20 protein-coding genes and 1 pseudogene are annotated in these 23941 nt (G+C 64.9%); 11 read left to right on the top strand and 10 right to left on the bottom strand.

Annotated features, from left to right (window positions below; translation table 11 throughout):
- Nucleotides 1-11: 11 nt before the first annotated feature.
- From lptA to kdsD, 4 genes are read right to left on the bottom strand one after another with little or no spacing between them, the layout of a single operon-like run.
- Nucleotides 12-683 carry a lipopolysaccharide transport periplasmic protein LptA gene (gene lptA / locus F6X39_RS29345; protein ID WP_187619151.1) on the bottom strand — a complete coding sequence of 224 codons (672 nt, stop codon included), beginning with the start codon at nt 681-683 and terminating at the stop codon, nt 12-14.
- A gap of 39 nt (nt 684-722) precedes the next feature.
- Nucleotides 723-1310 (bottom strand): LPS export ABC transporter periplasmic protein LptC, encoded by a 588-nt coding sequence (gene lptC / locus F6X39_RS29350; protein ID WP_018419357.1) that lies wholly within the window; start codon nt 1308-1310, stop codon nt 723-725.
- Nucleotides 1307-1867 carry a KdsC family phosphatase gene (locus tag F6X39_RS29355; protein ID WP_187619152.1) on the bottom strand — a complete coding sequence of 187 codons (561 nt, stop codon included), beginning with the start codon at nt 1865-1867 and terminating at the stop codon, nt 1307-1309. Before F6X39_RS29355 ends, lptC begins: the two co-directional genes overlap by 4 nt.
- Nucleotides 1867-2850: an arabinose 5-phosphate isomerase KdsD gene (kdsD, locus tag F6X39_RS29360; protein WP_090802947.1), complete on the bottom strand. Its 984-nt coding sequence runs from the start codon at nt 2848-2850 to the stop codon at nt 1867-1869. Before kdsD ends, F6X39_RS29355 begins: the two co-directional genes overlap by 1 nt.
- Before the next feature lie 206 nt (nt 2851-3056).
- Here kdsD and F6X39_RS29365 point away from each other — a divergent pair, with 206 nt between their 5' ends.
- From F6X39_RS29365 to purU, 5 genes are all read left to right on the top strand, one after another.
- Nucleotides 3057-5054, top strand: a complete 1998-nt coding sequence (locus F6X39_RS29365) for a cation:proton antiporter (protein ID WP_184027281.1) — start codon at nt 3057-3059, stop codon at nt 5052-5054.
- 81 nt (nt 5055-5135) lie between these two features.
- Nucleotides 5136-5732, top strand: a complete 597-nt coding sequence (locus F6X39_RS29370; protein ID WP_187619153.1) for an adenine phosphoribosyltransferase — start codon at nt 5136-5138, stop codon at nt 5730-5732.
- Nucleotides 5733-5874: 142 nt separating this feature from the next.
- Nucleotides 5875-6489: a LysE family translocator gene (locus F6X39_RS29375; protein ID WP_187619154.1), complete on the top strand. Its 615-nt coding sequence runs from the start codon at nt 5875-5877 to the stop codon at nt 6487-6489.
- 73 nt (nt 6490-6562) lie between these two features.
- Nucleotides 6563-7441: an NUDIX hydrolase gene (locus tag F6X39_RS29380; protein ID WP_187619155.1), complete on the top strand. Its 879-nt coding sequence runs from the start codon at nt 6563-6565 to the stop codon at nt 7439-7441.
- Between the two features lie 66 nt (nt 7442-7507).
- The gene (purU, locus tag F6X39_RS29385; protein WP_184067058.1) at nt 7508-8377 is read left to right on the top strand and encodes a formyltetrahydrofolate deformylase; all 870 of its coding nucleotides are present in this window, start codon (nt 7508-7510) and stop codon (nt 8375-8377) included.
- A 58-nt stretch (nt 8378-8435) separates the two neighbouring features.
- Here the strand turns inward: purU and F6X39_RS29390 are convergent, their stop codons facing one another.
- The 3 genes from F6X39_RS29390 to uvrA all read right to left on the bottom strand — a co-directional run bounded on the left by F6X39_RS29390 (nt 8436) and on the right by uvrA (nt 13940).
- A complete protein-coding gene (locus tag F6X39_RS29390; RefSeq protein ID WP_187619156.1) occupies nt 8436-9662 on the bottom strand; it encodes a PepSY-associated TM helix domain-containing protein in 1227 nt (408 codons plus the stop codon).
- Nucleotides 9663-9946: 284 nt separating this feature from the next.
- Nucleotides 9947-11032, bottom strand: coding sequence for an AI-2E family transporter (locus tag F6X39_RS29395; RefSeq protein ID WP_187619157.1), 1086 nt, complete (start codon nt 11030-11032; stop codon nt 9947-9949).
- Nucleotides 11033-11066: 34 nt separating this feature from the next.
- Complete coding sequence (uvrA, locus tag F6X39_RS29400) at nt 11067-13940, bottom strand: excinuclease ABC subunit UvrA (protein ID WP_187619158.1); 2874 nt, start codon at nt 13938-13940, stop codon at nt 11067-11069.
- A 302-nt stretch (nt 13941-14242) separates the two neighbouring features.
- Here uvrA and F6X39_RS29405 point away from each other — a divergent pair, with 302 nt between their 5' ends.
- Nucleotides 14243-15430 (top strand): MFS transporter, encoded by a 1188-nt coding sequence (locus tag F6X39_RS29405; protein ID WP_184027022.1) that lies wholly within the window; start codon nt 14243-14245, stop codon nt 15428-15430.
- Nucleotides 15431-15576: 146 nt separating this feature from the next.
- Nucleotides 15577-16107: a single-stranded DNA-binding protein gene (locus F6X39_RS29410; RefSeq protein ID WP_187619159.1), complete on the top strand. Its 531-nt coding sequence runs from the start codon at nt 15577-15579 to the stop codon at nt 16105-16107.
- A gap of 150 nt (nt 16108-16257) precedes the next feature.
- On the opposite strand, the gene F6X39_RS29415 is transcribed toward F6X39_RS29410, so the two are convergent.
- Nucleotides 16258-17058, bottom strand: a complete 801-nt coding sequence (locus F6X39_RS29415; RefSeq protein WP_187619160.1) for a hypothetical protein — start codon at nt 17056-17058, stop codon at nt 16258-16260.
- Nucleotides 17059-17319: 261 nt separating this feature from the next.
- Here F6X39_RS29415 and F6X39_RS29420 point away from each other — a divergent pair, with 261 nt between their 5' ends.
- On the top strand, nt 17320-18966 hold the full coding sequence (locus tag F6X39_RS29420; protein ID WP_187619161.1) for a methyl-accepting chemotaxis protein: 1647 nt from the start codon (nt 17320-17322) through the stop codon (nt 18964-18966).
- A gap of 45 nt (nt 18967-19011) precedes the next feature.
- Here the strand turns inward: F6X39_RS29420 and F6X39_RS29425 are convergent.
- Nucleotides 19012-19550: pseudogene (locus F6X39_RS29425) on the bottom strand (c-type cytochrome); the annotation flags it as partial.
- Between the two features lie 71 nt (nt 19551-19621).
- Nucleotides 19622-20509 carry a LysR family transcriptional regulator gene (locus F6X39_RS29430; protein ID WP_187619162.1) on the bottom strand — a complete coding sequence of 296 codons (888 nt, stop codon included), beginning with the start codon at nt 20507-20509 and terminating at the stop codon, nt 19622-19624.
- A 95-nt stretch (nt 20510-20604) separates the two neighbouring features.
- On the opposite strand from F6X39_RS29430, the gene F6X39_RS29435 reads away from it, so the two are divergent.
- From F6X39_RS29435 to F6X39_RS29445, 3 genes are all read left to right on the top strand, one after another.
- Nucleotides 20605-21969 (top strand): MFS transporter, encoded by a 1365-nt coding sequence (locus F6X39_RS29435; RefSeq protein ID WP_187619163.1) that lies wholly within the window; start codon nt 20605-20607, stop codon nt 21967-21969.
- 266 nt (nt 21970-22235) lie between these two features.
- Complete coding sequence (locus F6X39_RS29440) at nt 22236-22904, top strand: response regulator transcription factor (RefSeq protein ID WP_184053870.1); 669 nt, start codon at nt 22236-22238, stop codon at nt 22902-22904.
- A gap of 343 nt (nt 22905-23247) precedes the next feature.
- Nucleotides 23248-23937, top strand: a complete 690-nt coding sequence (locus F6X39_RS29445; RefSeq protein WP_187619164.1) for a response regulator transcription factor — start codon at nt 23248-23250, stop codon at nt 23935-23937.
- Nucleotides 23938-23941 lie beyond the last annotated feature (4 nt).

Below are 23941 nucleotides of genomic sequence, written 5' to 3' on the forward strand. Positions count from 1 at the left end.
GCTCATGGTGCTCACTGGTTCGGCGCTCCCTGGATCGAGTTGGACGGCGTGAGCGTGGCCGACGCGCCGGTCAACGGCGCGGCGCCGGCGTTGCGCGGCGACAGCATCGCGCGCACGCGGCCGGTCGGGTTGCCCGGACCTGCGACGTCCTTGCCTGCCTTCGCGGTGTAGAAGTCGTTCTGGCCGTCGTAGGTGATCACGCTGCCGTGCACCTGGTCGAGCAGCGTCGTCATGCCCTGCAGGCGGCGCACCGTCGCGTTGGTGGTCAGCGTGGTCAGATCCTGCTTGCCGTCGTAGTCGATACGGATGGCCGTACCCTCGATGTATTCGTCGAGCCCTTCGCGCTTCTGGCGGAAATACGACAGATTGCCGCCGCTCGAGGTGCCGGTCGCGAATTGGTAGCCCTGCGGGTCTTGCGACACTTCGACGCGATCGGCCTTGATCAGGATCGTCCCTTTGGTGGCCACCACGTGGCCGGTGAAGATGCTGACCTGCCGCAGGTCGTCGTAAGTCATGTTGTCCGCTTCGATGTTCAGCGGCTTGTCTTTGTCGGCGCGGTCCGCGTGCGCAAGCGGCGCGAAGCCGACGAGCGGCAGCGCGACGACGAGCGCAGCGAGTGCGGCGCGGCACGCGGACAGCGCGCGCGAACGGCCGGTATCAAAACGGGGGTGCGATTCGTTCATGCAGTCACGCCTGGAATGGATTACCCGGTATGCGTTGGCTTAGTGGCCGGAATCGGACGCGGCGATTGCGCCTCTTACATTGCCGAACAGTTGCATAAACCGGGTGACATTGTTGTATTTCATGCCGCTGGCAGTCATCACGGACATGCCGCGCTGAAGTTTAACTGGCTTTTCAGTCTCGATCACATCGTCGTTGACGAGGACCCTGAAATGCTCGGAATCGGCTTGCATCTGCGGATCGCCGCCGCCGGGCGCGCGCAGGATGCGCGCGTTCTGGTACAGATTGACGATCGACGCGTCCGCGTTGACCGTGCCCGTGTCGCCGGTCGCGGTGACGATCGGCTTGCCGGGCTGGAACGCACGCATCGCCGGCTTGACGAGGTCGCTCATTTCGTCGTCCTCGTAATGGACCAGCGACTGCGCGGTCAGCCGGTACTGCGTCGCGCCTGACTGGTCGAGTTCGGACACCGAAAAGTTGTCGGCGAAGTAGTCCGGCGTGTGTTCCTTCGGGCGCACCTCGTCGTCGGTCTTGCGCGGCAACGTGGCTTGCAGCAGCCACCACGTGATGCCGGCGAGCGCCGCCATCGCGATGAGCGGGATCAACGAAGTCAGGCGAAACTGGTTCATCCCACGAGGCCCCGTTGCTCGCCGCTGCACGCCGCCGCGAGCAGTGCTTCATATTTGTGCTGGGCACGCAGCAGCGTGTCGCACACTTCGCGCGCCGCGCCGTAACCGCCGCGCGCCTCGCTGACCCAGTGGGCGCGCGCGATCACTTCGGGATGCGAATTGGCCGGCGCGGCCGCGAAGCCGACGCGCAGCATCACCGCGAGATCGACCCAGTCGTCGCCCATGTAGCCGCAGTCCTCGGCGGTGAGGCCGGTTTGCCGCAGCAGGTCGGCGAACGCCTGTGGCTTGTCCTGCACGCCCTGGTAGACATGCGCGATGTTCATTTCTTTCGCCCGCGCGGCCACGATGCCGGACTTGCGCCCGGTGATGAGCGCCGTTTCGATGCCGGCCTGGCGCAGCAGCTTCATGCCGTGGCCGTCCATCGAGTTGAAGCCTTTCATCGTGTCGCCTTCCGCCGTGAACAGCAGGCCGCCGTCGGTCAGTACGCCGTCGACGTCGAAAATCATCAGCTTCACGCGGCTTGCGCGTTCGCTAGCGGTAGGGGGAGCGACGGCCATCAGATCACCTTCTTCGAAAACAGGTCGTGCATGTTGAGCGCGCCGATCAGCTTGCCCGTTTCGTCGACGACCAGCATCTGATTGATACGATAGCGCTCCATCAGTTCCACGGCTTCGACCGCGAGATGATCCGGCCCGATCGTGCGCGGGCCCGCGGTCATCACCGAGGCGATCGGCAGCTGGCGGAAATCGCCGTCGCGTTCGAGCACGCGGCGCAGGTCGCCGTCGGTGAAGATGCCCGTCACACGGCCCTCGCGGTCGACGACCGAGGTCATGCCCATGCGCTTCGCGGTCAGTTGGAAGAGGGCATCGCTAACGGTTGCCTCGGGGGTGACCTGCGGCAACTGGTCGCCGGTGCGCATGACGTCGCGCACGTAGGTGAGCAGGCGTCGGCCGAGCGCGCCGCCCGGATGCGAGCGCGCGAAGTCGTCGCGGCCGAAGCCGCGCGCGTCGAGCACCGCGACCGCGAGCGCATCGCCGAGCGCGAGCGCGGCGGTGGTGCTGGCGGTGGGCGCGAGATTCATCGGACAGGCTTCCTTCGCGACGCCGGAATTCAGATGCACATCCGCGAGTTGCGCGAGGCTTGAGCCAGGACGGCCCGTCATCGCGATCAGCTTCGCGCCGATCCGCTTGATGAGCGGCAGGATCGCCATCAGCTCCTCGGTTTCGCCCGAATTGGACAGCGCGAGAAATACGTCGTCGGCGGTGACCATGCCGAGGTCGCCGTGGCTTGCTTCCGCCGGATGCACGAAGAACGCGGGTGTGCCGGTGCTTGCCAGCGTGGCCGCGAGTTTGCGGGCCACGTGGCCGGATTTACCGATGCCGGAGACGACCACGCGTCCACGGCAACCCAGGATGAAATCGACCGCGCCGACGAAACTGCCGTCGAGCTGGTCGCGAAGCGCGCGCACGGCGTCCGCTTCGATGTCGAGTACGTCGCGAGCAAGCGTGAGTGCCCTGTCGCCATTGATTTTCGCTATCATTCGCGGAGTATAGCAAAGGCGCCTGTTCGCCGCGCCGGGCCTGCTGTGCCGAGCCGCTGTCTGCATCGGCCTGTCGACAATCCCTTTTTCAGCTGCTTTGCCGCCTTTTTGCAGCTTTTTTGCCGGCCCAATCAATCATCTCGCACGGCGTTCTCGTGCGCGGTTCCGCTGACGAACGAGGACGCTTCACCCATGCGTTTTTGCCGATGATTTCCCCGCTCGAAATGACGCTGTTTCTGCTGCTGGCATCGGTGGCGGGCGTGGTGATCTTTCGCTTCCTGAATCTGCCGCCGATGCTCGGCTACCTGACGGTCGGCATCGTCGTCGGGCCGCATGCGTTCGGGCTGATTCCCGATTCGGCGGGAGCGCAGAATCTCGCGGAATTCGGCGTCGTGTTCCTGATGTTCTCGATCGGGCTCGAGTTTTCGCTCGCCAAGCTGCGCACGATGCGCCGGCTCGTGTTCGGACTCGGCTTGCTGCAGGTGATCGGCACGGTCGCGGTGGCCGTGTCGCTCGGCTTCGTGCTCGAGCGTTGGGTGCATATCACGTGGCAGGGGAGCGTCGCGCTGGGCGGCGCGCTGGCGATGTCGTCGACGGCGATCGTCAGCAAGATGCTCGCGGAGCGGCTCGAAATCGAAACCGAGCACGGCCGCAATATCTTCGGCGTGCTGCTGTTTCAGGATCTCGCGGTGGTGCCGCTGTTGATCATCATTTCGGCGCTCGGGGGCCGCTCGGAGAATCTGGTCAGCGCGCTCGGCGTCGCGGCGATCAAGATCGTCGTGGCCCTCGCGCTGCTGCTGATCGTCGGGCAGCGCTTCATGACGCGCTGGTTCAACGTGGTCGCGCGGCGCCGCTCGCAGGAGCTGTTCGTCCTCAATCTGCTGCTGGTGACGCTCGGCGCCGCGTTCATCACCGACAAATTCGGGCTGTCGCTCGCGCTCGGCGCGTTCATCGCCGGCATGCTGATCGCCGAGACGCCGTATCGGCATCAGGTCGAAGAGGACATCAAGCCGTTTCGCGACGTGCTGCTCGGGCTCTTCTTCGTGACCACCGGCATGCTGCTCAATCCGCGCGTGATCTGGGAGCATCCGCTGGTCGTGCTGGCCTTTTTCCTCGGCCCGGTGCTGCTGAAATTGGTCATGATCACCGGCCTTGCGCGGCTCTTCGGCGCGACGCCGGGCGTCGCGATGCGTACCGGTATCGGTCTCGCGCAGGCGGGCGAGTTCGGCTTCGTGCTGCTGAACCTGATTCTCGACCGACATCTCGTCGACGCGACGCTGTTGCAGGCGATTCTCGCCGCGATGCTGCTGTCGATGCTCGCCGCGCCGTTCATGATCCAGAACGCGGACCGTGTCGTGCTGCGGCTGTCGTCGACCGAATGGATGATGCAGTCGTTGCAGATGACGCGCATCGCCACGCAAAGCCTGAAGCAGAGCGGCCACGTAATCATCTGCGGCTATGGCCGCGCCGGGCAGAACCTCGCACGCATGCTCGAGCATGAAGGGCTCTCGTATGTCGCGCTCGATCTCGATCCCGACCGTGTCGCGGCGGCCGCGGCAGCCGGCGAATCGGTCGTGTTTGGCGACGCGGGGCGGCGCGAGTCGCTGCTGGCCGCAGGCCTCCATCGCGCGGCCGCGATCGCGATCACCTACGCGAACACGCCGTCGGCACTGCGCGTGCTGCACAACATTCACGAGATGGAGCCGACGCTGCCGGTCATCGTGCGCACCGTCGACGATGCCGATCTGGAGAAACTGCTCGCCGCCGGCGCGACGGAGGTGATTCCGGAGATCGTCGAGGGCAGCCTGATGCTCGCGTCGCATACGCTCGTCGTGATGGGTGTGCCGATGCGGCGCGTGGTGCGGCGCGTCGAGGAGATGCGCGACGAACGCTATTCGCTGTTGCGCGGCTATTTCCACGGCGCCGACGACATCGACGACGACGACGGCCACGAGCAGGTGCGGCTACAATCGGTGCCGGTCGACGAGAGCGCCGACGCGGTGGGCCGTACGCTCGCCGAGGTGGGCCTGTACGAACTCGGTGTCGAAGTGACCGCGATCCGCCGGCACGGCATCCGCGGCGTCGAACCGGACCCGTCGACGAAACTGCGCGCGAGCGACATCGTGGTGCTGCGCGGTCTGCCCGAACAACTGGCGCAAGCCGAGGAGCGGCTGTCGAAGCATCGCCGCGCCGCTGCGGCCTGAACCCGTGAGCCTGGCCCGTTCTGGCGGGCGACCCTGATTCAAGCCTTTCACCGGACCTGTCGAGGTCCATCCGGAGACATCATGTCCAAGGCGCTCGCGAGCGCGCCGCTCGATGCGGCCGACTACATCAGAAGTCACATTCGCACGGTGCCCGACTGGCCGCAGCCGGGCGTGCAGTTCCGCGACATCACGCCGCTGCTGCGCGAGCCGAAGTCGCTGCGTGTGCTGATCGACCTGTTCGTGCAGCGCTATATCGACGCGAAGCTCGACTACATTGCCGGGCTCGATGCGCGCGGCTTCATCATCGGGCCGATCGTCGCCCATGAGTTGAGCGTTGGCTTCATCCCGATTCGCAAGGCGGGCAAGCTGCCGTACAAGCGGATCTCGCAATCGTATGAACTGGAATACGGTACCGCGACCGTCGAGATTCACGAGGATGCGTGCGAGCCGGGCGACCGCGTCGTGATCATCGACGATCTGATCGCGACCGGCGGCACGATGATGGCCGGCAAACTGCTGCTCGAGCGGCTCGGCGCGGTCGTCGTGGAAGGCGCGGCGATCGTCGATCTGCCGGAGCTGGGCGGCTCGAAGCTGCTGGGCGAGGGCGGTCTTGCGCTCTATACCGTGACGAGTTTCGACGGTCATCGAACCGGGAGGCAGTCACGGCGCGTGCCGTGACGCGCGGTAGCGTTTCCCGCCGTACCAGCGGCTAAAGTCGCATGAACCGCACAAGCCCCGTTGGCCGGGCAAAACCAACCGGGCTCAACGATATCGCTCACCCATCAGGGTTCACCAGTCGCCCAACCAGAAGGCCACCACGATGCCCAACTTCCTGCTGTTTCTTGCCACCTCGATCGCGATCACCGTGGCGCCCGGCCCGGACAATCTGCAGGTGCTCGCGCGCGGCATCTCGCAGGGCCGCGCGGCCGGCCTGGTCGCCGCGCTCGGCTTTGCCGCCGGCATCACGTTTCATACGACACTCGCGGCGCTCGGCGTCGCCGCGCTGCTGCGCTCGTCGCCGCTCGCGTTCGAAGCGATCAAGCTCGCCGGCGCCGCGTATCTGGTGTGGATCGGTATCAAGGCGCTGCGCAGCCAGGCCCTCGCGACCGCGCACGAGCGTGCGCCGCAGCCGCTTTCGACGGTGTTTCGCCAGAGCGTGCTCGGCAATCTGATGAATCCGAAGGTCACGCTGTTCTTCGTCGTGTTTCTGCCGCAGTTCGTGCAGCCGGACGGCGCGCAGAGCGTCACCGTGCAGATGCTGGAACTCGGCGCGCTGTTCATGCTGCAGACCGTCGTGGTGTTTTCGCTATTCGGCGTGTGCGCGGGGATCATCGGCGGCTGGCTCAGACGGCGGCCGCGCGTGGGCCTGTGGCTCGATCGCGTGGCCGGCGCGACGTTCATCGCGATCGGGATTCGCGTCGCCTTGCGCGACTGACAGTCGTCACGCCATCCGCCCGCTTCTGCTTTGCCCCGGTTCGCCACCACGGCGGACAGTTTGGAGTTTTCCGATGACTTTGCCCTGCATCACCGCCGCGCGCCGCTTCGACGCGAACGCGCATCGGCCGTTTCTGATCGGCGCCGAACAGGTCGGGTGGATTCGCGAGCGCGACCTGCCGCTGCTCGCGCGCTGGCCCGACGTGTTCGAGATGGCGAACGACGGCGTGACGCTCTGCGCCACGTTCGACACCGTCGATCTGCGCAGCGCGGCGCTCGCTTCCGTGATCGGCGCGCTCGCCGCCGATGGTCGCATCCCCGGCTGGCGCAACGAGACGTACGCGATCCGCAATGCGTTCGACGCGCCGCCGCTCGCGTATATCGAGCGCGCGGCGTCGCGCTTCTTCGGCACGATGACCTACGCGGTGCATCTGAACGGCGTCGTAGAATATGCGGATGGTGGAGCGCCCTTTGGCGGAGCGCCCTTTGGCGGAGCGCAATTGTGGATCGCGCGCCGCAGCGATACCAAGGCGACCGACCCCGGCATGCTCGACAACGTCGTCGCAGGCGGGATCGGCTGGGGCTTCGGCATCGCCGAGACGATCGTCAAGGAGTGCTGGGAAGAAGCGGGCATTCCGGCGCAGATCGCGGCGAGCGCGGTCGCGGGCCGCACCGCGCACGTGCTGCAATCGCTGCCGGAAGGCACGCAGGCCGAGCAGATTTTCATCTACGACCTCGCGCTGCCCGCCGACTTCGCGCCGCGCAACCAGGACGGCGAAGTGGGCGAACACCGGCTCGCGCGCATCGACGAAGTCGCGCGATGGATCGAGGAAGGCGCGCTGACCGTCGATGCCAGCCTCGCGACGCTCGATTGCCTGCTGCGCCGCCGCTGGATCGACGAGGACGCGTGCGAGGGCATCGACGCGCTGTTCGCGCCGCCGGCGCTGGGCTAGCTTGGGCCCTTGCAGCCAGTACCCACTGAAACAAACCACGCATTGAAGAAGGGAGTCACCGAGGTCATGTCGACCGATCACAGCTTTATCCTCAAACTGTCGTGCGCCGACCGGCCCGGCATCGTTCATGCCGTGTCGGGCTTTCTGTTCGAGCGGGGCAGCAATATTCTCGACTCCGCGCAGTTCGGCGACAGCCGCACCGGCGAGTTCTTCATGCGCGTGCATTTTCAGCAGGTGGGCGGCGATCCGGGGCTTGACGCGCTGCGCGCGTCGTTCGTGACACTCGCCGAGCAGTTCGGCATGAGCTGGGAATTGCACGACGCGAACGTGAAGCCGCGCGTCGTGATCATGGTGTCGAAGATCGGCCACTGCCTGAACGATCTGCTGTTCCGCTACCGCACCGGTCAGTTGAACATCGACATCCCGGCGATCATCTCGAACCACAAGGAGTTCTACCAGCTCGCCGCGAGCTATGACATCCCGTTCCACCATTTCCCGCTGCTCGGCGGCACGCCCGAAGCGAAAACCGCGCAGGAAGCGCGCGTGCTCGAAGTGATCAACGAGCATCAGGCCGACCTCGTGGTGCTCGCGCGCTACATGCAGATCCTGTCGCCGAACCTGTGCGAGGCGCTCGCCGGCCGTGCGATCAACATCCACCACTCGTTCCTGCCGAGCTTCAAGGGCGCGAAGCCGTACTACCAGGCGTTCGACCGCGGCGTGAAGCTGATCGGCGCAACCGCCCACTATGTGACGACCGATCTCGACGAAGGTCCGATCATCGAACAGGAAGTCGAGCGCGTGGACCACAGCATGACGCCGGAACAACTGACGGCGATCGGCCGCGACGTCGAGTGTGTGACGCTCGCGCGCGCGGTGAAGTGGCACGTGGAGCATCGCGTCGTGCTGAACGGCAGCAAGACGGTGGTGTTCCGCTAGGAGCCGCGCCAGTAACACTGCGACGGTCGAGGTCGGCGCGGCCCTTTACCTGCTCGTGTTACGAACGCGCTGCCGCGCCGCCCGTGCTTCTCGCGAGATTCGCGTTTTGCGCGGAACGACGGCGCGCGTTCAGCTTCTTCAGCCAGATCAGCAGGCCCGTGACGCTCAGCACGGCCACCGCCACCCCCACCGCGCTGATCAGAATCCGCCCCCCGAGACCGAAGATGCGCCCCGAGTGCAGCGGAAACTGCACCTGCAGGAAGATGTCGCCGGCCGTGCCTCGGCCGGGAATCCGCGCGGCGAGCCGCTTGCCGGTGGCGGCGTCCCAATACATCCACGGGTTGCCGAGGCCGGTGTCGCCGTGGTCGTTGCCGGGCGTGTAGAAGCCGACGCCATACGCGTGCATGAATTCGGCGTAGTAGAGCCCGCCCGGCGGCGCGGCGACATGCATTTCCTTGCCGGCCTGCCCGGCGAGTTCGACGATGCGCTCGCGGCTCACCACCTGATCGCCGGGTTGCGGCGCGCGCAGGATTTCGGGGTTGCTGAACGGATCGGGTGTCAGCGTCGACAGTCGTGACACGATCGGCCGCACCACCTGGGACGACAGATTCATCGAAATCGACGTCAGCGCGACGATCGCCAGCAGGCCCCAGATCCATACGCCGCCGGAGCGGTGCAGATCGAACGTCAACGCATAGCCGCCGCGTTTCAGGCGGAGCGTGAACGACTTGCGCCAGGCCTTCAGGCTCGGAAACGACAGGCACAGCGCAATCACGCAGTCAAAGAGCCACACGATGCCGACGATCCCCATCAGCCAGGTGCCAAGGTCGACACCGCCGGTAAACGGCAACTGCAGCGTGTAGTGCAGCTTGTAGATGAACGGAATCAGGTTGAGTCGCGCGAGCGACACGGCGCCCCATTCGCGGCGTCCCTGGATCTCGCCGGTGACGGGATCGACGGCGATCTGATTGAAATCGAGCGGATAGGGCTGCTTCGTCGCCGGATCGGTGCGCGGCAGCACCATCATCTGCAGCGTGTGGCCCGGTTCGACCGCGAGCGGCAGATAGGTCACCCGAAGACGCGGATCGGCGGCTTCGACGCGATTCGCCAGTTCGAGGCCGGACAGCGTCGGCCCGACCGTGCGAGCCTGGTAAAACGACGGGTTCAGCGCAGCATCGAGCTCGTGGTCCCACGCGATGATCGCGCCCGTCAGGCCCGCGACGAACAGAAACAGTGCGGTCGCGACGCCGAACCAGCGGTGCAGGCGGACAAGCTGGCGTCTCATGCGCGAGCCGGCAATGCACAACCGGGACCCAGGCGCAGACGCGGGTGGGAGATCAGGTGAAACGTCACGATGCGGACTGGGTGTAAATAGGAATTGTTCGCATCTTAGGGGTTGACGCGGTCGGCTGCAAGTTTTCTGTCAGCAAGAGGCGACGATGCAGGGTCGCGGGAAGCAAAAAAAAGCGGCACCGAAGTGCCGCTTGCGCTTTCGTCGCCTGCGTGGACTGCCGCGTGTGCTGCAGAGCGCTAGTGAGCGCTGACTTTTGCTACTCGACCCAGCCCAACTCACACCAACCGCAAATAAATGAGCTCCCGCTTGATGTACGCATAAAAAATCGGCGCCGCGATGACCCCGGCGATACCGAACGCCGCTTCCATCACCAGCATCGCGATCAGCAGCTCCCATGCGCGCGCCTCGATCTGCCCGCCGACGATCCGCGCATTCAGGAAGTACTCGAGCTTGTGAATCAGGATCAGGAACACAAGTGACATGATCGCCGCCGGAAAACTCACCGACAGCGCGACCGCGACGATGATCGTGTTCGAGATCAGATTGCCGATCACCGGCAGCAGACCCACGATGAACGTGACGAGCACGAGCGTCTTCGACAGCGGCAGCCGGTCGTGGAAGACCGGCAGTATCACGAGCAGGAAGATCGCCGTGAACACCGCGTTGAGCGCGGAAATCTTCACCTGCGCGAACACGATGCGGCGAAACGCGTCGGCAAAACGCGTGACCCGCGTGACGAACGCGGTGGACAGCGGCAGCCGCTGGATATGCTTTTGCGCGCCGACCGCGATGATCGCGCCGATGATCATGCCGATCAGCACGTGCGTGAACGCGCGCGCCACGGTCGTGCCGCTTTGCTGCAGCATGTTCGCGTGCGTGTGCATCAGTTCCGCGGCCTTCGTCTTCATCTGCTCGGTGTCGACCGGCAGAGAGTTCGCGACGAATTGCGGAATTCTGCCGCGCGCCTCGTCGATCAGCTGCATCGCTTGATCGAGCAGAGCCTGCACGCTCGGCACGTCGTTCTCGAAATGCGAGATGATGCCGAGCGTGAGCCCCGTCAGCGCGCCGACGATCAGCGTCGACAGAATCACCACCGCGAGCCAGCGCGCCCGCTTGCTCGACATGTGACGCTCGATGCGCGGCGCGATCGTATGCACGAGCTGAAACACCAGCAGCCCGGCGAGCAGCGCGCCGAGCAGCTTCAGTTCGATCACCGCCCACATGCCGAACAGCATCACCACGTAGCTGCCGATCTCGACCGCCGACAGCTTCGGCAGACTCATGTCGCTGGTCAGCCTGACCGGGCGCGGGCGCAGGTCCTGCACCCGATCTTCTTCGTGCGCCTGATTACGCTTGGTCATGGCTTATCCCGTCTCCAACCTCGGTAGTGCAGCGTTACTTTGTGGTGGCGGCGCGCTTGAGCAGCGGCGCCAGATATTTGCCGGTAAAACTGGCCTTCGACTTCGCGACCTGCTCGGGCGTGCCCTGGGCGATGATCTGCCCGCCGCCGGCGCCGCCTTCGGGGCCGAGATCGATGACCCAGTCCGCAGTTTTGATTACATCGAGATTATGTTCGATGATCACGACGGTATTACCCTGGTCACGCAACCGGTGTATGACTTCCAGCAACTGCGCGATATCGTGAAAGTGCAGGCCGGTAGTCGGTTCGTCAAGGATGTATAGCGTGCGACCGGTATCACGCTTGCTCAGTTCCAGCGACAGTTTCACACGCTGCGCCTCGCCGCCCGACAGCGTGGTGGCCGACTGACCCAGGCGAATATAGCCGAGACCCACGTCCAGCAGGGTTTTCAGCTTGCGCGCGACGACCGGTACGGCCTTGAAGAACTCGTACGCGTGTTCGACCGTCATGTCGAGCACTTCGCTGATGTTGCTGCCTTTGTACTGGATATCGAGCGTTTCGCGGTTGTAGCGCTTGCCGTGGCACACGTCGCACGGCACGTACACGTCGGGCAGGAAGTGCATTTCGACCTTCAGCACGCCGTCGCCCTGGCACGATTCGCAGCGCCCGCCCTTCACGTTGAACGAGAAGCGGCCCGGATCGTAGCCGCGCTCCTTGGCGGCCGGCACGCCCGCGAACAGCTCGCGGATCGGCGTGAAAAGGCCCGTGTAGGTGGCCGGATTCGAGCGCGGCGTGCGGCCGATCGGCGACTGATCGACGTTGATCACCTTGTCGAAGTGCTCGAGGCCCTCGATCGACTCGTACGGCGCAGGCTCCGTGGCCGAGCCGTACAGATGATGCGCGACCGCGTGATACAGCGTGTCGTTGATCAGCGTCGACTTGCCCGAGCCGGACACGCCGGTCACGCAGGTCAAAAGACCCACCGGCAGATCGAGCGTCACGTTGTGCAGATTGTTGCCGTACGCTTCGACGATGCGCAGGCGCCGCTCGTCGGGATCCTTGCGCTCGTCGGGGTATTCGATCGTGCGCGCGCCGGACATGTATTGGCCCGTCAGCGACGCGGCGTTCTTCTGCACCTCTTTCGGCGTGCCCTCGGCGATCACCATGCCGCCGTGCTCGCCGGCGCCCGGGCCCATGTCGACCACGTAGTCGGCCATGCGGATCATGTCCTCGTCGTGCTCGACGACGATCACCGAGTTGCCGAGATCGCGCAGATGCTTGAGCGTCGAGATCAGCCGGTCGTTGTCGCGCTGATGCAGGCCGATCGACGGTTCGTCGAGCACGTACATCACGCCGGTCAGCCCCGAGCCGATCTGGGAAGCGAGGCGAATGCGCTGCGCTTCGCCGCCCGACAGCGTTTCGGCGCTGCGTTCGAGCGACAGGTAATCGAGCCCGACGTTGTTCAGGAACATCAGACGCGCGACGATTTCCTTGACGACCTTGTCGGCGATCTCGCGCTTCGAGCCTTCGAGACGCAGGGTCTGGAAGTAGCCGAGCGCATCGCGCAACGGCCAGCCGCTGATCTCGAAGATGCCGCGCGCGTCGCTGTCCGCGCCGATGCGTACGAAGCGCGCCTCGCGACGCAGCCGCGTGCCCGCGCACGCCGGGCATGGCTGGTTATTCTGATATTTGGCGAGTTCTTCGCGCACCGCGGACGAATCGGTTTCGCGGTAGCGCCGCTCCAGATTCGGGATGATCCCTTCGAACACGTGCTCGCGCACCGACGTGCGGCCGCGCTCGTTGATGTACGAGAACGGAATTTCCTGCTTGCCCGAACCGTACAGCAGGATCTTGCGGACTTTTTCCGGCAGGTCCTCGAGCGCGGTGTCGATGTCGAAGTCGTAGAACGCCGCGAGGCTCTGCAGCATCTGGAAGTAGAACTGGTTGCGCCGGTCCCAGCCCTTCACCGCGCCCGCCGCGAGCGACAGCGACGGATGCGCGACCACCCGCTTCGGATCGAAGAACGTAATCTGGCCGAGGCCGTCGCATTCGGGGCACGCGCCCATCGGGTTGTTGAACGAGAACAGGCGCGGCTCGAGTTCCTGCAGCGAATAGGAGCAGATCGGGCAGGCGAACTTCGAGCTGAACAGGTGCTCCTTGTCCGTATCCATTTCGAGCGCGATCGCGCGGCCGTCGGCGAGACGCAGCGCCGTTTCGAACGATTCGGCAAGGCGCTGCTTCACGTCGGGGCGCACGCGCAGACGATCGATCACGACGTCGATCGTGTGCTTGTCGTTTTTCTTCAGCTTCGGCAGAGAGTCGACTTCATAGATTTTCGCGGTACCTTCGTTGGCGGTGCCGCCGCCCGAGCGCACGCGAAAGCGCACGAAGCCTTGCGCCTGCATGTCCTCGAACAGATCCGTGTGCTCGCCCTTGCGATCGCTGACGACGGGCGCGAGGATCATCACGCGCGTTTCTTCAGGCAGCGCGAGCGCCGTGTCGACCATCTGCGACACGCTTTGCGCTTCGAGCGGAATCTCGTGATCGGGGCAGTAGGGCGTGCCGACGCGCGCGAACAGCAGGCGCAGATAGTCGTGGATTTCGGTGACGGTGCCGACCGTCGAACGCGGATTGTGCGAGGTCGCCTTCTGTTCGATCGAAATGGCCGGCGACAACCCTTCGATCAGGTCGACGTCCGGTTTTTCCATCAGTTGCAGGAACTGCCGCGCATAGGCGGACAGACTTTCGACGTAGCGCCGCTGTCCTTCCGCATACAGCGTATCGAACGCCAGCGACGATTTGCCGGAGCCCGAAAGCCCCGTGATAACGACGAGCTTGTGACGCGGTAGGTCGAGATTGACGTTCTTCAGGTTGTGGGTGCGAGCCCCACGAATACGGATTTGTTCCACGGATTTATTCCATGAACTGCGGAAAGGGAAAGAGGCCAAACCTGCTACTATAACGACTTTTCCAGACCGCCGTTACGGTGTGCTGACAGCGGGAAAAAGGCGTAACTGGGGCCGTTTTCCGTGAGTACAAGATGCCGCGAGGGGCGAGCGGGGGCGATGGGGCACGGGCTTTGCGCGTCTCGTCGGCGCGGACCCGCCGATATGCCGGGGCTAGCCGCCTGCCTGTTCGTTCTGCTCCACTGTGCCGGCGGCCAAGGCTGCCCCCACGGGCTCGCCGCCCGGTTCATTCAAACAACGCTTCGATGTCCAATCCGTCCGCCATCTCCACACGCATGAGCGCGCCCGAATTGCGCGCGACCGTGTCGCTTGCCGCCATCTTCGCGCTGCGCATGCTGGGTCTCTTCATGATCATGCCGGTGTTCTCGATCTACGCGAAGACCATTCCCGGCGGCGAAAACGTGCTGCTCGTCGGCATCGCGCTCGGCGCGTACGGTGTCACGCAGTCGATGCTCTACATCTTCTATGGCTGGATCTCCGACAAGGTCGGCCGCAAGCCGGTGATCGCGACGGGCCTGCTGATCTTCGCGATCGGCAGCTTCGTCGCGGCGGCCGCGCACGACATGACGTGGATCATCGTCGGCCGGGTGATTCAGGGGATGGGCGCGGTGTCGTCGGCGGTGATCGCGTTCATCGCCGATCTGACCTCGGAGGAACATCGCACGAAGGCGATGGCGATGGTCGGCGGCAGCATCGGCGTGTCGTTCGCGGTCGCGATCGTCGGCGCGCCGATCGTGTTCCACTGGCTCGGCATGAGCGGCCTCTTCACGCTGGTCGGCGTGTTCTCGATTCTCGCGATCGGCGTCGTGATATGGGTTGTGCCCGATGCGCCGAAGCCGGTGCATGTGCGCGCGCCGTTCGCCGAAGTGCTGCACAACGTCGAGCTGCTGCGTTTGAATTTCGGCGTGCTCGTGCTGCACGCCACGCAAACCGCGCTGTTCCTCGTCGTGCCGCGCATTCTCGAAGCGGGCGGGCTGCCGGTCGCTTCACACTGGAAGGTGTATCTGCCGGTGATGGGGCTGTCGTTCGTGATGATGGTGCCGGCGATCATCGCCGCCGAGAAGCGCGGCAAGATGAAGATCGTGCTGCTGTCGGCGATCGCTCTTATCCTGATCGGCCAGTTGTTATTGGGCGTTGCTCCGCATACGATTCTGAGTGTGGCGGCGATCCTGTTCGTGTACTTTCTCGGCTTCAATATTCTCGAGGCCTCGCAGCCTTCGCTGGTGTCGAAGCTCGCGCCCGGTACCCGCAAGGGAGCCGCGGCCGGCGTGTACAACACCACGCAGTCGATCGGTCTTGCGCTAGGCGGAATGGTCGGCGGCTGGCTGCTGAAGGTGAACGGCCAGAGCGCGGTTTTCTTCGCCTGCTCCGGGCTGGTATTTTGCTGGCTTATAATCGCCGCAAAGATGAAACAGCCGCCGCGCAAGGCATAACACAGCGTACTCGGGGCACCTCCCGAATCATCCAGAACTCACCCGGCGGCGGGCAGAGGCGCTCTTCTGGTCTCGGGCCTGCCGGCCGTGAGACGCGAACCGCGTAGTGCCGCGCCGCCTGCAACAGGAATCAACAGGAGAAATTCATGGCATCCGTGAACAAGGTCATTCTGGTCGGCAACCTCGGCGCCGATCCGGAAGTCCGCTATCTTCCGAGCGGCGACGCAGTGGCGAACATCCGCCTTGCGACGACGGACCGCTACAAGGACAAGGCGTCGGGCGAGATGAAGGAAGCCACCGAGTGGCACCGCGTCGCGTTCTTCGGCCGCCTCGCGGAAATCGTGGCGGAATATCTGAAGAAGGGCTCGTCGGTGTACCTCGAAGGGCGCATCCGCACGCGCAAGTGGCAGGCGCAGGACGGCACCGATCGCTATTCGACCGAGATCGTCGCGGAGCAGATGCAGATGCTCGGCGGCCGCAGCGGCGCGTCGATGGGTGGCGGCGATGAAGGCGGTTATAGCCGTGGCGAGCCGTCGGAGCGTAGCGGCGGCGGCGGTGGCCGCGCGATGTCGTCGGGCGGCGGTTCGCGTGGCGGTAGCGGCGGTGGCGGTGCGAGCCGTCCGAGCGCGCCGGCTGGCGGCGGCTTCGACGAGATGGACGACGATATTCCGTTCTGATCGTTGCGGCTCGATGCCGAGCCGACCAGCGTCCCCCTGATCGACACAAAAACAGAGGCCCGCTTTCTGCCAGGAAAGCGGGCCTTTCCGCCTTCTGTTTGCCGGCTTTTTTTTACGTCATACGCGCGGACGGGGCATTCCGTCAGAAACTCACCGACTCAAATGCTCCAACGTATCCCGCAACGGCAGACTCGAAATCACGATCGGCCCGGTGAACGGCGTGTCGAGATCGACGATCACATAAACCGCCGAAGCAATCGACACCGCTCCCAGCGATATCGTCACCAGCGCCAACGCATTACGCGGCGCGATCAACCCGAAGCTCAGAAAGATCACGGCTAGCCAGAACGTCAGCGTCTTGAAGAACGGCTGCGAAATCGAGCTGTGCGCTTCCTCGATGATTTTCCAGCGCGCATCGATGACGCGCCGGTACTGCGTCAACGCGTCATCGAGTGCACGTTGATGCAACGCATCCTGCGTGCGCAGCTGTCGCAATTGCCGCCCCACCGTGGTCAGCATGTCGCCCAGATGCACGTTTTCTAGTTGCTGCGGATTGCCCGGCGGCCCGAGATCGCGCGGATAGTCGCCGCTCGGCGCGGGCTCGCGCGGCCATGTCGAAGCGATCGCCGCCGCCGTGTACTGGCGCAACAGGCGCCGCGATTCGTCGGCCGCGCTGCCGAGCTCGCGCAGCGTCGAGTCGAATTCGATCAGTTCGGCCGCATAGCTGCGCATATCGTTCGACGCGGTGTCGAAGCTCGCTTTCGCCGATGCCGTCATCAAACCCAGCACCAGCGCGGCGAACGTCACCAGCATGCCGATCACGAGCTGCACGAGCTGTACGGTCTCGTGTGCCTTGTGCTCTTCCGGCAGCAGCGGCCGCACCCCGACGCCGAGGCCGGTGGCGATCAGCAGCAGCGCGAACACGAGTACGGTCGAACCGATTTCCGACATGGGCGCGCTCCGGGCAGGAAGGGGTTTCGACAGAAGGGCTTCAGCAAACGGGCTTCGGGACTCTATTGATGTAACGCAAGCCGGGCGAGCGATCAACCATAAAGTTTTCGGCCGATCCGCCGTTGTCCCGAATGTGCTGTTTGCTTAATTTTCAGACAAGTTGCGGACCGGGCCGAACGGCGAGGGCGCAGCCTGCGTGGCCATGCAGCTATCGTCAACGATACGGAATCATCGGCCGGGCAGCCCAAGGAGACCAGTCCGATGTTGAAAAAGCTGTCGATTCGCACCAGCCTCACCCTGATGATCGTGTTCTTCGGCATCGTGCTGCTGCTCGGCGCGGCCGCGGGATTGTTGTCGCTGCGCTCGTCGAACGCGTCGCTGCAACAGATGTACACGGTCGACACGCCCGCCGTCGCCGACCTCGAAGGCAGCTCCGGCCAACTGCTGCGCCTGCGGCTCGCGCTCGCGACGTACGCGTCGCTCGTCGCGCTGAACGATCAGGACGGCGCGAGCGCCGTGCTCAAGCGCTTCGATCAGTACCGCAAAGCCTCTGACGAGCGGCTTGCCCACTATTTGAGCCATGCGGGCACGGATGCCGATGAGCAGCGTCTGATCGCCGACATGCAGCAGAAGCGCGACGCGTTCCTGCACGACGGCGTCGACCCGACGCTCGCCGCGCTGAAGTCGAGCGACACCAACGCCTTCCAGCAATTGCAGGCGCATAAACTGCCGTCGCTGTACAGCGCGTACGAGAAGGCCATGCTCGCGCTCGAGCAGCTGCAGCTCGATCACGGCGCACAGCGCTACAAGGATGCGCAGGACCTGTTCTACGCGATCAGCACGGCGGTGGCGATCGGCATTGCGCTGTCGCTGGTCGGCGGCTTGCTCGCCCGCTTCGTGCTCGTGCGCGCGATCGTCACGCCGGTCGATGCGACGATCGCGCAGTTCCAGCGCATCGCCAACGGCGACCTGAGCGGCCGCATCGAGGTGCTCAGCGACAACGAGATGGGCCGTCTCGCGGCCGCGCTGCGCAAAATGCAGGAGTCGCTGATCGCGACCGTCAACGCGGTTCGTCAAGGTACCGATTCGATCGATACCGGCGTCAGCGAGATCGCGGCCGGCAACGCCGATCTGTCGCAACGCACCGAGGAGCAGGCCGCGGCGCTCGAGGAAACGGCCGCGAGCATCGAAGAGCTGACCACGACGGTCAAGCAGACGGCCGACAACGCGAAAGAGGCGAGCTCGCTCGCGCAGGGCGCCTCGACACTGGCCGCGCGGGGCGGCGAGCTGACCGAGCAGGTGGTCGGCACGATGCACGGCATCGTCGACGATTCGCGACGGATTGCCGATATCGTCGGCGTAATCGAGGGCATCGCGTTCCAGACCAACATCCTCGCGCTGAACGCCGCAGTCGAGGCGGCGCGAGCGGGCGAGCAGGGACGCGGCTTCGCGGTCGTCGCGAGCGAAGTGCGCTCGCTCGCGCAGCGCAGCGCGGCGGCGGCCAAGGAGATCAAGGGCTTGATCGACGCGTCGACCACCCGCGTGGAGCAGGGCTCGCAGCTCGTCGAGCGCTCGGGCACGACGATGAACGACATCGTCGGCGCGATCGCGCGCGTCAGTTCCATCATGAACGAGATCGCGGCGGCGGCGCTCGAACAGAGCACCGGCATCGATCAGGTCAATCGCGCGGTCGGTCAGATGGACGAGGTCACGCAGCAGAACGCGGCGCTCGTCGAGCAGGCGGCCGCGGCGGCGAGTTCGCTGGAAGATCAGGCGCGGCGCCTGTCGACGGCGGTGGCGGTGTTCCGGACCGGCAACGAATCGCGCAGCCGTGCTCCGGCGCCCGGCGCTAAGCTGGCCGGTGTTACCGGCGAGCGGAGACTGGACAGCGAGTTGGTCGCAGCGTGACGCGAGCCATTGCGCTGCGTCAACCCGCGGCCTCTCACCGCCCCACTACTGCATGGCCGCGTAATACCTCGCCACGGCATCGATTTCCTCGGGCGTCATCTGCCGCGCGACTTGCGCATCTGCTCGTTGATGTCGTTGCGCCGCGCGCCCGAAGCGAACGCCTGCAACTGCGCGGCCAGATAGGCCGCCGATTGTCCGCCGAGCCACCGCGCCGCGCCCTTGCGATCGAGTTGGCCATGACACGCCGCGCACGGTGCGATATTGCGTTGCGGGTCGCCCTGCATCGCGAGCCTGGTTGCGGTCGCATCGGGTCCTTCGCCGGCGCGGGTCTTCTCGGCCGCCGCGGGGAGCGCGAGCGACGCGTAGTACACCGCCAGATCGTGCAGATCCTGGTCGCTGCGTCCCGCGATGATTGACTGCATGACCGCGCTTTGCCGCTGGCCGCTCTGGAAGTCGCGCAATTCCTTGTAGGTCACGTCGGCGTACTGCCCGGCGAGCGCCGGCGCAGTGACCTGCACGGTGCCGAGTACGCCGTGGCACATCGAGCAGTGCTGCGTCGCGATCGTCGCGCCGCGGCTTATCGATCGCAATGCATCATGTAAATGTGATTAGCTGATGTCGATCGATAAATTTTGCTGTGAATTTCATTTGTGCGTCATGCGAAGAGCCGCACGAGCGCATCACGTGCATTGCTGACCAACTCGCTTTCGCCCGGACGCCGCGGCAGCAGATGAAACTCGATGGCGGGCAGCGGTGGCAAGCCGAAGTTCGCGGCACACGCCACCACGCCGCCGCCGAGCGACGACTCGTTCAGACAGGAAATCCCGAGCCCCGCCTTCAATGCGAGCTGCAGGCCCGCGACGCCCGACGCCGAATGCGACACCACGTACGGTACCTTGTGTTGGTCGAGCAGCTTGACGACGAAGCGCTGCAACTGACACGTCGACGGCAGCAGCACCAGTTGATACGGCGCGATGGGGCGGGTGGCGGCATCGGCGCAACTGGCCCATAGCAACCTTTCGCGCCGCACGACGATGCTCGCGGCACCGGCACCCGCGCCGCGCGCACGCAGCTGGCCTGTGACGAGCCGCGCCGACAAACCGATGTCGAACGACGCGTGATCGTCCGCGCCGCTGTCGATCACCGCGCTCGGCAACACCGTCACGTGCAGCTTCAGCCGCGGATGCTGTTCCGAAAACGTCTTGAGGATGCGCGCGATGTCGTGCGGCCGGTAGTAATCGGTGATCGCGATGCGCAGCTCGCCGTCGAGCGAGCGGCCTTGCAGGTCGTCGAAGGCCGCTTCGCTCATCGCGATGATGCGGCGCGCATGCTCGAGCAGGCGCTCGCCCGCGGACGTCGGACTCACACCCTGCCGGCTGCGCACGAGGAGCGGCTGGCCGGCGCGCTCCTCGAGCTTCTTCAACTGCTCGCTTACCGACGACTGTGACAGGAACACGCGCTGCGCGCCTGCCGACACCCCGCCCGATTCGGCGACGGCGACGAAGGTCCGCAACTGCGCAAGGTCGAAACCACGCTGGCTCATGATTCGGTTTTTCCGATGGTGGCGATCTAAATTTCCGGCTTTGCCGATGGAATGCCCAGCCGTAGCATACCCTCGAATGACACACGGAGGGTGTGATGGAAAACGGATCGATGACAGCGTCGGGCGGCACCGGCGAGCGCGGCGCGCGGCATCGCTGGAAGGTGCTGGGCGTTGGTTTTGCCGCGAATGCGAGCTTTTCGGCGGCATTTTCGGGGATTCCGACGACAGCGGTGTTCCTACGCTCGGACTACCACCTGGGCAACCACGGGCTCGGCCTCGTGCTCGGCATGCTCGGCCTGGGTATTGCGGTCAGCGAGCTGCCGTGGGGGCTGCTAACCGACCGCTGGGGCGATCGCCGGGTGCTGCTGCTCGGCTTGCTGTCGACCGCGGTCGCGCTCGCCGGTCTCGCGCTGTTCGTGTCGCCGGGCGGCGCGCATGTGCCCGGCATCGTCCCGCTCGCGCTCGGGCTGCTGTTGGTCGGACTGCTGGGCGGCAGCGTCAACGGATCGAGCGGCCGGGCGGTGATGGCGTGGTTTCGCGAAGGCGAGCGCGGCCTCGCGATGAGCATCCGCCAAACCGCGGTGCCGGCGGGCGGTGGACTCGGCGCAGTGGTCCTGCCGGTGCTCGCCTCGCACTTTGGTTTTGCGAGCGCCTATGCGGTGCTGGCGTTGGCGTGCGCGATCACGGCATGGTTCGCGTGGCGCTGGCTGCACGAGCCCGCACACGCGGACGATACGCCGGCGCCCAAAGGGGCGCGCGCGGCTGCGACGGCCCGTGCTGCGGCGGCTAACGGTCGGAGGTTGGACTCCTCGAACGTCAGCGCACCGCCGCCGATGATCTCCCCATTGCGCGACATCGCGATCTGGCGCGTCGCGCTCGGCGCGGGCGCGCTGTGCATGCCGCAGATTGCCGTGATCACATTCGGCACGGTGTTCCTGCACGACTTCGGGCGTGCCGGCGTGTTCGCGATCAGCGCGACGATGGCCGCGGTGCAGACTGGCGCCGCGATCGCGCGGGTCTGGAGCGGCGCGTGGACCGACCGGCGCGGCAACCGCCGCGCGTATATGCGGGCATGCAGTCTGGTGACCGCCGTGCTGTTCGTGCTGCTCGCGCTCGCGACCGGGCTCATCGGCCTGCGTCGCGCCGGGGCGGTCGCGCCGTTCGCGCTGATGATCGTACTCGGCGGAATTAGCGCGTCGGCGTGGCACGGCGTCGCGTTCACCGAACTCGCGACGCTCGCCGGTACTCGCCGCGCGGGCACCGCGCTCGCGATGGGCAACACCTGCGTGTTCCTCACGCTGTTCGTGACGCCGCTCGCGATTCCGGCGCTGCTGTCTATCGGAGCATGGCCGCTGGTGTGGACGGTGGCGAGCGCTTGCGCGTTGCTCGCATTGCCGGTGTTTCCGCGCGCCGCGTCGACGCGTGCGATGCGCGCGACGCGTGCTTGCGATGCGGCGTGAGACATGGGGCGAACAGCGCGCGCTTTGCGTTGCCGAATTGATTTTGATTCGATTCGAATCACGGTGCGCATATTGATTGGTCGAACTATAAATTATCCCGATTATTGATCTGGATTAGGAACGCTCCGATTGTCGTGAATTTGCGAGGGTGATCAGATGGCTTTTCCGGCACGTCGTTTGAGTGCCGCGACGCAGGTCGACGCCTGCCGCCTGCACAGCCACTGCCGCGCGCATTTCGACCATTCTTATAACGAGCGAGACTAATCGTGACAAATCTTCGAATCATTCTGGCGGACGATCACCCGTTCGTCCTGCTTGGCCTGAAATCGACACTGGAGGCGCACGAAGGTCTGTCCGTCGTCGGTCAGGCGCAGATGCCCACTGCGTTGATCGCATTGCTGCAACACACACCGTGCGACGTGCTCGTCGTCGATCTTTCCATGCCGGAGCCCGCCGGCGAGATTGGCGACGGACTCGGCCTGATCCGGCGCATTCGTGGCGAGTGGCCGTCATTGCGCGTCGTCGTCGTGACCGGGCAGACGAATGCCGCGATGTTGCGTGTCGTCGTCGCCGATGCCGCGGTCAGTGTGATCGGCAAAGCCGATTCGCTCGAGGAACTGCCGCAAGCGGTCTGCGACAGTGCGCGCGGCGCGCGCTACCTGGGCCGCTCGGTAGTCGAAACGCTCGCGCGTTTGCAGCCGGACAACGGTCGGTTCGTGTCGGCCCTGCTGCTGTCGAAGCGGCAGACCGACATCCTGCGCAGGCTCGTGAGCGGCGAGTCCATCGTGCAGATCGCGGCGGCGCTCGGCTGCCATCGCCGCACGGTGAGCCGGCACAAGCGCGAAGCGATGGCGCGGCTTGGCGTCAACGACGACCCCGCGCTTTTTTCCTGTGTGCGCGCCTGCGGCACGGTCCTCCTCGAATCGGAAGACTAGGGTCTGTTTACATATGGAACGCACCCCAGTTCTGAATTTCATTCCAGGGGAATGCCCGCTATCGGCCGCATGGCGGCGTCGTGCGTCGCTCACGTGGCGCGGCCACGCAGCGCTCCTTACTCCTTGCCCTGCGCCCCGAAGGAAGTCCCCTTGGGGGACGGCCGATAGCGGGCATTCGCACGTGCGTTCCATATGTAAACAGACCCTAAGCATCAGGCATACGGTTGTTCGTACCATTTCAGAGCGCTCTGATGTTTGTCGCAATAGAAATGCTCGACCATTGCGTGAGCGCCGGTCACACATAACAAGGTCGAGAAATGAAAGTATCGAGGAGCGCCAGACGATGAACCTCATGGCTGCATCAGGCTCGCCTGTTCGAACGATCATTGCGGATGATCATCCGCTGGTTCTGCTGGCTATAGAAAATCTGATTGGCAACTATCCGGACCTGAAGGTGGTTGGCCGTGCGGCGGATGTCGCCGAACTGTTCATCGAAGTCGATCGCAGTCCTTGCGATCTCGTGCTGATGGACCTTTACATGCCAGGAGGGCACAACGACAACCGGTTCGACGTCGTCAGGCAGTTGAAGGCGCGCTATCCCAACGTGGCGCTCGTCATTTTGACAATGGAAACGGAGGCGGCGACGCTGCGCAAAGTGATGTCGCTCGGCGTGGATGGGCTGCTGAGCAAACGTGATCGTATCGATCTGATCCATGTGGCGGTGGTCATGGCGCTGGCGCGCGAATGTTTTGTCGGTCCGGCGGTGCGCGCCATGCTGGCCGATGTCACGCTGACGAAACGTCTCGACTTCGTGCGCGCCACCCTGTCTCGCCGAGAGTTCGAGGTTTTTACGCAATACGCGTCAGGACTCGGCGTCACGGAAATCGCCACGCGGCTGGGACGTAGTGTGAAGACGATCAGCGCGCAGAAGTGCATGGCCATGCGCAAGCTGTCGCTGAATAGCGACGCCGAACTGTTTCGCTTCGCAGTCGAGTATGGCGTAGTGCCAGAAGGGCTTGGTCAAAGCCGTTAAGCGG

This window comes from Paraburkholderia sp. UCT2 (assembly GCF_014397665.1).
In the GTDB taxonomy this organism is placed as follows: Bacteria; Pseudomonadota; Gammaproteobacteria; order Burkholderiales; family Burkholderiaceae; genus Paraburkholderia; species Paraburkholderia tuberum.

Bases quoted from the DNA above. Each gene is read 5' to 3' on its own strand.
- lptA (WP_187619151.1), bottom strand. From the start codon at position 683: ATGAACGAATCGCACCCCCGTTTTGATACCGGCCGTTCGCGCGCGCTG.
- lptC (WP_018419357.1), bottom strand. From the start codon at position 1,310: ATGAACCAGTTTCGCCTGACTTCGTTGATCCCGCTCATCGCGATGGCG.
- F6X39_RS29355 (WP_187619152.1), bottom strand. From the start codon at position 1,867: ATGGCCGTCGCTCCCCCTACCGCTAGCGAACGCGCAAGCCGCGTGAAG.
- kdsD (WP_090802947.1), bottom strand. From the start codon at position 2,850: ATGATAGCGAAAATCAATGGCGACAGGGCACTCACGCTTGCTCGCGAC.
- F6X39_RS29365 (WP_184027281.1), top strand. From the start codon at position 3,057: ATGATTTCCCCGCTCGAAATGACGCTGTTTCTGCTGCTGGCATCGGTG.
- F6X39_RS29370 (WP_187619153.1), top strand. From the start codon at position 5,136: ATGTCCAAGGCGCTCGCGAGCGCGCCGCTCGATGCGGCCGACTACATC.
- F6X39_RS29375 (WP_187619154.1), top strand. From the start codon at position 5,875: ATGCCCAACTTCCTGCTGTTTCTTGCCACCTCGATCGCGATCACCGTG.
- F6X39_RS29380 (WP_187619155.1), top strand. From the start codon at position 6,563: ATGACTTTGCCCTGCATCACCGCCGCGCGCCGCTTCGACGCGAACGCG.
- purU (WP_184067058.1), top strand. From the start codon at position 7,508: ATGTCGACCGATCACAGCTTTATCCTCAAACTGTCGTGCGCCGACCGG.
- F6X39_RS29390 (WP_187619156.1), bottom strand. From the start codon at position 9,662: ATGAGACGCCAGCTTGTCCGCCTGCACCGCTGGTTCGGCGTCGCGACC.
- F6X39_RS29395 (WP_187619157.1), bottom strand. From the start codon at position 11,032: ATGACCAAGCGTAATCAGGCGCACGAAGAAGATCGGGTGCAGGACCTG.
- F6X39_RS29405 (WP_184027022.1), top strand. From the start codon at position 14,243: ATGTCCAATCCGTCCGCCATCTCCACACGCATGAGCGCGCCCGAATTG.
- F6X39_RS29410 (WP_187619159.1), top strand. From the start codon at position 15,577: ATGGCATCCGTGAACAAGGTCATTCTGGTCGGCAACCTCGGCGCCGAT.
- F6X39_RS29415 (WP_187619160.1), bottom strand. From the start codon at position 17,058: ATGTCGGAAATCGGTTCGACCGTACTCGTGTTCGCGCTGCTGCTGATC.
- F6X39_RS29420 (WP_187619161.1), top strand. From the start codon at position 17,320: ATGTTGAAAAAGCTGTCGATTCGCACCAGCCTCACCCTGATGATCGTG.
- F6X39_RS29430 (WP_187619162.1), bottom strand. From the start codon at position 20,509: ATGAGCCAGCGTGGTTTCGACCTTGCGCAGTTGCGGACCTTCGTCGCC.
- F6X39_RS29435 (WP_187619163.1), top strand. From the start codon at position 20,605: ATGGAAAACGGATCGATGACAGCGTCGGGCGGCACCGGCGAGCGCGGC.
- F6X39_RS29445 (WP_187619164.1), top strand. From the start codon at position 23,248: ATGAACCTCATGGCTGCATCAGGCTCGCCTGTTCGAACGATCATTGCG.